The following is a 4491-nucleotide window of genomic DNA, read 5'->3' as shown; positions in this document are numbered from 1 at the left end:
CATCATCGCGGTCACGAAGTCGGCATAGGCCACTTTCCACGCGCCACCATGGGCCGCGTGAACACCCTTTTTGATCTTCTTGATGATGATGGGGCGTTCGCCATCGGCGGCAGCCATAACAAAGCCCTCCGCCGGTTAGACCGCCTGCACCTTGCTGGTGGCTTCTTCCACTTCGTAGAAACTGGGCCGCACATTCGACATCAGCGACTTGCGGGCAAATTCCACCGACACAGCCGGGGCATAACCCTGCAAATGCGCCAGCAGCCCGGCCTTGAGGCAGAGCAGGTATTTGCTGTCATGCTCCTGCGTCGCCTTCAAGGCTGCCGCAATTGGCGACACGATGCCGTAGGACAGCAAGATGCCGAGGAAGGTGCCGACCAGCGCGCCGCCGATCAGCTTGCCAAGCACTTCCGGCGGTTCGGAGATCGAACCCATGGTCTTGATAACGCCAAGCACGGCGGCGACGATGCCAAGCGCCGGGAAGCTTTCACCAAAGGCTGACACGCCACCCTGGGCGAGATGATCTTCCTGATGGTGGATTTCCAGTTCCATATCCATCAGCGCTTCCATCTCATGCGGATTTTCGCTGCCCAGGGTCATCAGGCGCAGATAATCGCAGAGGAAATCCATCGCATGATGGTCGGCGGTGAATTTCGGAAACTGGTTGAACAGTTTGCTTTCTTCCGGCTTCTCGATATGGGCTTCCAGCGCCAGCATGCCTTTGCTCTTAGCCAGCTTGAACACCGAATAGAGTAGCGAGAGCAGTTCGAGATAGTCGTCTTTGGTGAAGCGCGGCCCTTTGAAAGCCTGCTTGAAACCACCAAGTGCCGATTTCAGCACCGGCTTGGGGTTGCCGACGATGAAGGCGCCGACAGCGGCGCCGCCGATGATCACCAGCTCGAAGGGCTGATAAAGCACCGCCAGCTTGCCGCCCATGGCCATATAGCCACCGAGCACGCAAGCCAAGCCGACAACGGTGCCGATAACAATCAGCATGACGCACTCCTTATCCAACCCGCAGCCAAACTGCCGAGTCGGGTTTCAGCTAACCCAGTTTTATCTTACGGGCTTGGTAAATAGAATATTGAATCGACGATGAAATCACTGTGATTGGGAAATTACTGGGATTGGCCAACAGCCCCCGAACCCACCGGATTGTTGCTGGCCGGAACCGGGGCCGGGCGCAGCACCAGGCTGCCAAGCGCGCCGGCCTCAATATCGCCCGGCCGGATGCTCATCGGCAGATAGCCCACATTGGCCCAGGCGGGGGCCATTGAGCGGTAAAAGGCCGAAAGCGGGTGGCCTGACTGCCCGGTTGAGTGGATGAAGACCGAGCGGTTGAGATCGGCCAGGTCGTAAATCGCGCGCAGCGAGGCGGCATGCACATTGGCGAAAGGCTCGGCCTCGTCGGCCATGTTGTTGCGGCCAACATTAACGGTGAAGGTATCGCCCGGGGTTGGCACGCTGGCCTCAAACAGCCGGCGCAGCGGCGTGCTGGAAAACGGCCGATGCGTCGATTTGGCAAAATGCGCATCGCCCCAGCGCCAGCGGCTGGGGTCGCGGCCATAGCGCGCCTTCAGGTCGGTGAGGGCCAAATCCAGCGCCTCGGCCACCAGGGCGGCGCATTCCGCCGGACTGCCCGGCGCGGCCAGGCTGCCGCACCAGCGCGCCTGACCATCCTTGTTGGCCAGGATGTTGCGCATCAGCGCCGGGCGATGGCGCCACAGGCGCTGAAAGTCATCGCCCAGTTCATCGCCCAGCACCAGCCGGGTCAATTCCCGATACCAGGCCTGGAAAACCAGCGGTTCGGCATGGTTGCTGGTCATGGCGCCATTCCAGCCGGCAAGGGCGGCATGCAGCGCCGGCAATTCGGCATTTTGCGGCGTGGCTTTCAGCGGCGCACTCAGCATCAGCGGCAGGATTTCCGCCGCCATCAGCGATACCGTGTCGCCCTGGATCTGCTTGAAACTCTCCACCGAATGCACCTGGCGCTCGCGCAGCAATTGCTCGATGCGGATGGCACGGTAGGGATCGGCCCATTCGCTGGTGATGAAATGCGGATAGCTGTCTGGCACGATCTTGTGGTTGGCGGTCACCACCTGGCCGCTGGCCGGATTATAGCTGCGCGGCAATTCCTCAAACGGAATGAAGCCGGCCCAGTCATATCGCGCATCCCAGCCGGGCGCCGGCGCCAGGCCCTTAAGGTCGTTTTCCGGCTTGCGCTTCGGCACCAGGCCAGGGGCAAAAAAGCCGATATTGCCGGCCAGATCGGCATAGACAATATTCTGCTGCGGCGTGACATAACCGCGGAAATTCTCCACGAAAGACGGCCAGTCGGCGGCAGAATCCAGCCCGGTCAGGCTGTCGGCGCTGCGGTCGTCGTCGCGCAACGCGGTCCAGGCGAAGCTGAGCGCATAGCCCGGTTCCAGCAGGCCCTGGGCCGTGGTGTTGACATCGGAAATCACCGGGCCATGCCGGGTCTCGCGCACCGTCAGCACCACATCGGGCTCACCCTTCACCTTGATGGTTTCGCTGCGGGTGGCAAAGGGCAGCGAGCCGCTGGGATCAATACTGGCCGGCACCAGATAGCGGCCCGGATCGGCCGGATCGACCTTCTCGATATAGAGGTCCTGGGTATCCGGCCCGGTATTGGTGAAGCCCCAGGCAATGCGGCCATTATGGCCCAGCACCACGCCCGGCACGCCTGGAAGCGTGGCGCCAATTGCATCGCCGCTCGGGCTGGAGAAATGCGCGAAATACCACAAAGCAGGGGTTGAGAGGCCAAGATGCGGGTCATTGGCGAGCAAGGGCGCGCCGGTCACGGTATGGGTACCGCTCAGCACCCAGTTATTCGAGCCAATGCCCTCGGGCCGTTCCTCCGGCAGCAGGCGGGCCAGTGCCGGCAGGTCAAGCGCCTGCGTCACCTTGCGATACAGATCGCTGTAATCCGCCAATGCCACCGGAGCATCGCCCGGATAAGGCGGAAAGAATTCCTCAATCTGCTGCTTGTTGAGCCGGCGGCTGAGGCCGAGCCGCGCCAGTTCAGTGCCCCAATTGCCGCTCAAGTCCCAGGCCATCATCTTGATCCAGCCAAGCGAGTCCGTCGGTGTCCACGGCTCTGGCTCAATCCCGATGATCAGGAATTCCGGCGGCAGCGGATCGTTGCGCTGTTTCAGGAAGGCATTCACGCCGGCCGCATAGGCATCCAGCGCGGCGCGGGTTTCCGGCTTGAGATGGGCATAGGCGCGTTCGGCGGCGCGCCGCACACCCAGGCTGCGCAGGAATTTGTCGGTATCCAGGGCGCGCGGGCCAAATATTTCCGCCAGCCGGCCGGCCGGAATGCGGCGGTTCACTTCCATCTGCCACAGCCGGTCCTGGGCATGGGCAAATCCAAGGCCGAACATCGCATCCACCCGGCTTTCAGCCAGCACATGCGGAATGGCATGGCGGTCGCGGATGATGCGCACCGATTGCTGCAACGGGCTGTTGGCCAAGGTGATGGTGCCGCTGGTTTGTGGCAGCGAGGAGCGGGCGATGAAGTAGGCGGCGGTGCCAACACCACCGAGCACAACAAGCAGCAGGACGAACAGGCGGAAAATCCAGCGCATGAGAATCCTGGATGAAAGCTAAACAGAAGCCGGCAAAGGCAAACCGGCATACACCACATTGAAGCCTGGATACCAGATTAAAGCCTGGATATCAGATTCTGGCCCCGCACCATGTTAAAAAAACACAAAAAACCCGCTGGCGCGAGCCGCAGGGGCTAAACAGGGCGCAAAGATACTTAAAACGCCAGTAAGCCTGGCCTCAGGCGACGGCAACCTGGCGTGAGCTGAAACCGCTGGTCAGGCCGCTTAAGGCGGCGCTGAAAGCAGCAATTGCAGGATTGCTTGGGGCGCGGCCAGTACCGCCAGTCGGGGCTGGCTGCGGCACCGGTTGCGGTGTTGGCGCACCAGAACCGGCACCGATGATGCGCACTTCGCCGGTTGGCTCGTTGGCTGGTTTGCCAAAGCTTGGGGGGGCCTGCTCCGGCGCGTCTTCGCCACGGCCCTTGCCGCCAACACGCGGCAGGTCAAAATTGTCCGGCAGGTTCTGAGCATATTCCTTCACCGCGCGCGGCGAGGGATATTGCTGCTGCACTTCACCGGTTTCGGAATCGCGGAATTCAAGAATTGCCAAGCGCGTGGATGTGTCGAGCCGGATGAAGGGGCTGACATAATACGAGCCATAGCGCGTGACGCTGCTTTCCTGATCCCCGCTGACAACGATCTCCCGTGGCGAGAACTCAGAAGAGTTTGCGCTTGACGCACTCACTGATTCAACGCGGGCCTCGCGTGCTACCGCGCCGCTACTGCCCGCGCCGGCAACTAGGCCGATGCTATTGAGCGGCATAATGGGTTTCTCCCATTTCAGGTACGGTTTCCTATATGTAATATATTGTCATGTTGCTTGATATGCAAGCGGCAATTGCGCAGTGCAAAATACATATAC

Annotated in this window: 4 protein-coding genes; all 4 read right to left on the bottom strand. The window is 61.1% G+C overall.

Annotation, left to right across the window (positions count from 1 at the left end; translation table 11 throughout):
* Window positions 1-117: flagellar motor protein MotB (locus KBB36_RS20705; RefSeq protein WP_290985742.1), on the bottom strand; the 117-nt coding region annotated here is incomplete at its 3' end.
* 18 nt (window positions 118-135) lie between these two features.
* Complete coding sequence (gene motA / locus KBB36_RS20700; protein WP_290985739.1) at window positions 136-996, bottom strand: flagellar motor stator protein MotA; 861 nt, start codon at window positions 994-996, stop codon at window positions 136-138.
* A 122-nt stretch (window positions 997-1118) separates the two neighbouring features.
* Window positions 1119-3608, bottom strand: coding sequence for a penicillin acylase family protein (locus KBB36_RS20695; protein ID WP_290985736.1), 2490 nt, complete (start codon window positions 3606-3608; stop codon window positions 1119-1121).
* Between the two features lie 199 nt (window positions 3609-3807).
* Window positions 3808-4392: a hypothetical protein gene (locus KBB36_RS20690; protein ID WP_290985735.1), complete on the bottom strand. Its 585-nt coding sequence runs from the start codon at window positions 4390-4392 to the stop codon at window positions 3808-3810.
* Window positions 4393-4491: the final 99 nt, after the last annotated feature.

The organism is Ferrovibrio sp., from assembly GCF_017994015.1.
GTDB lineage: Bacteria > Pseudomonadota > Alphaproteobacteria > Ferrovibrionales > Ferrovibrionaceae > Ferrovibrio.
Note: the sequence above shows the minus strand (reverse complement) of the source record. Positions and strands in the feature narration are given on the sequence as shown.

Excerpts from the sequence above, each read along its gene's own strand:
- motA (WP_290985739.1), bottom strand. The coding sequence starts at position 996 with ATGCTGATTGTTATCGGCACCGTTGTCGGCTTGGCTTGCGTGCTCGGT.
- KBB36_RS20695 (WP_290985736.1), bottom strand. The coding sequence starts at position 3,608 with ATGCGCTGGATTTTCCGCCTGTTCGTCCTGCTGCTTGTTGTGCTCGGT.
- KBB36_RS20690 (WP_290985735.1), bottom strand. The coding sequence starts at position 4,392 with ATGCCGCTCAATAGCATCGGCCTAGTTGCCGGCGCGGGCAGTAGCGGC.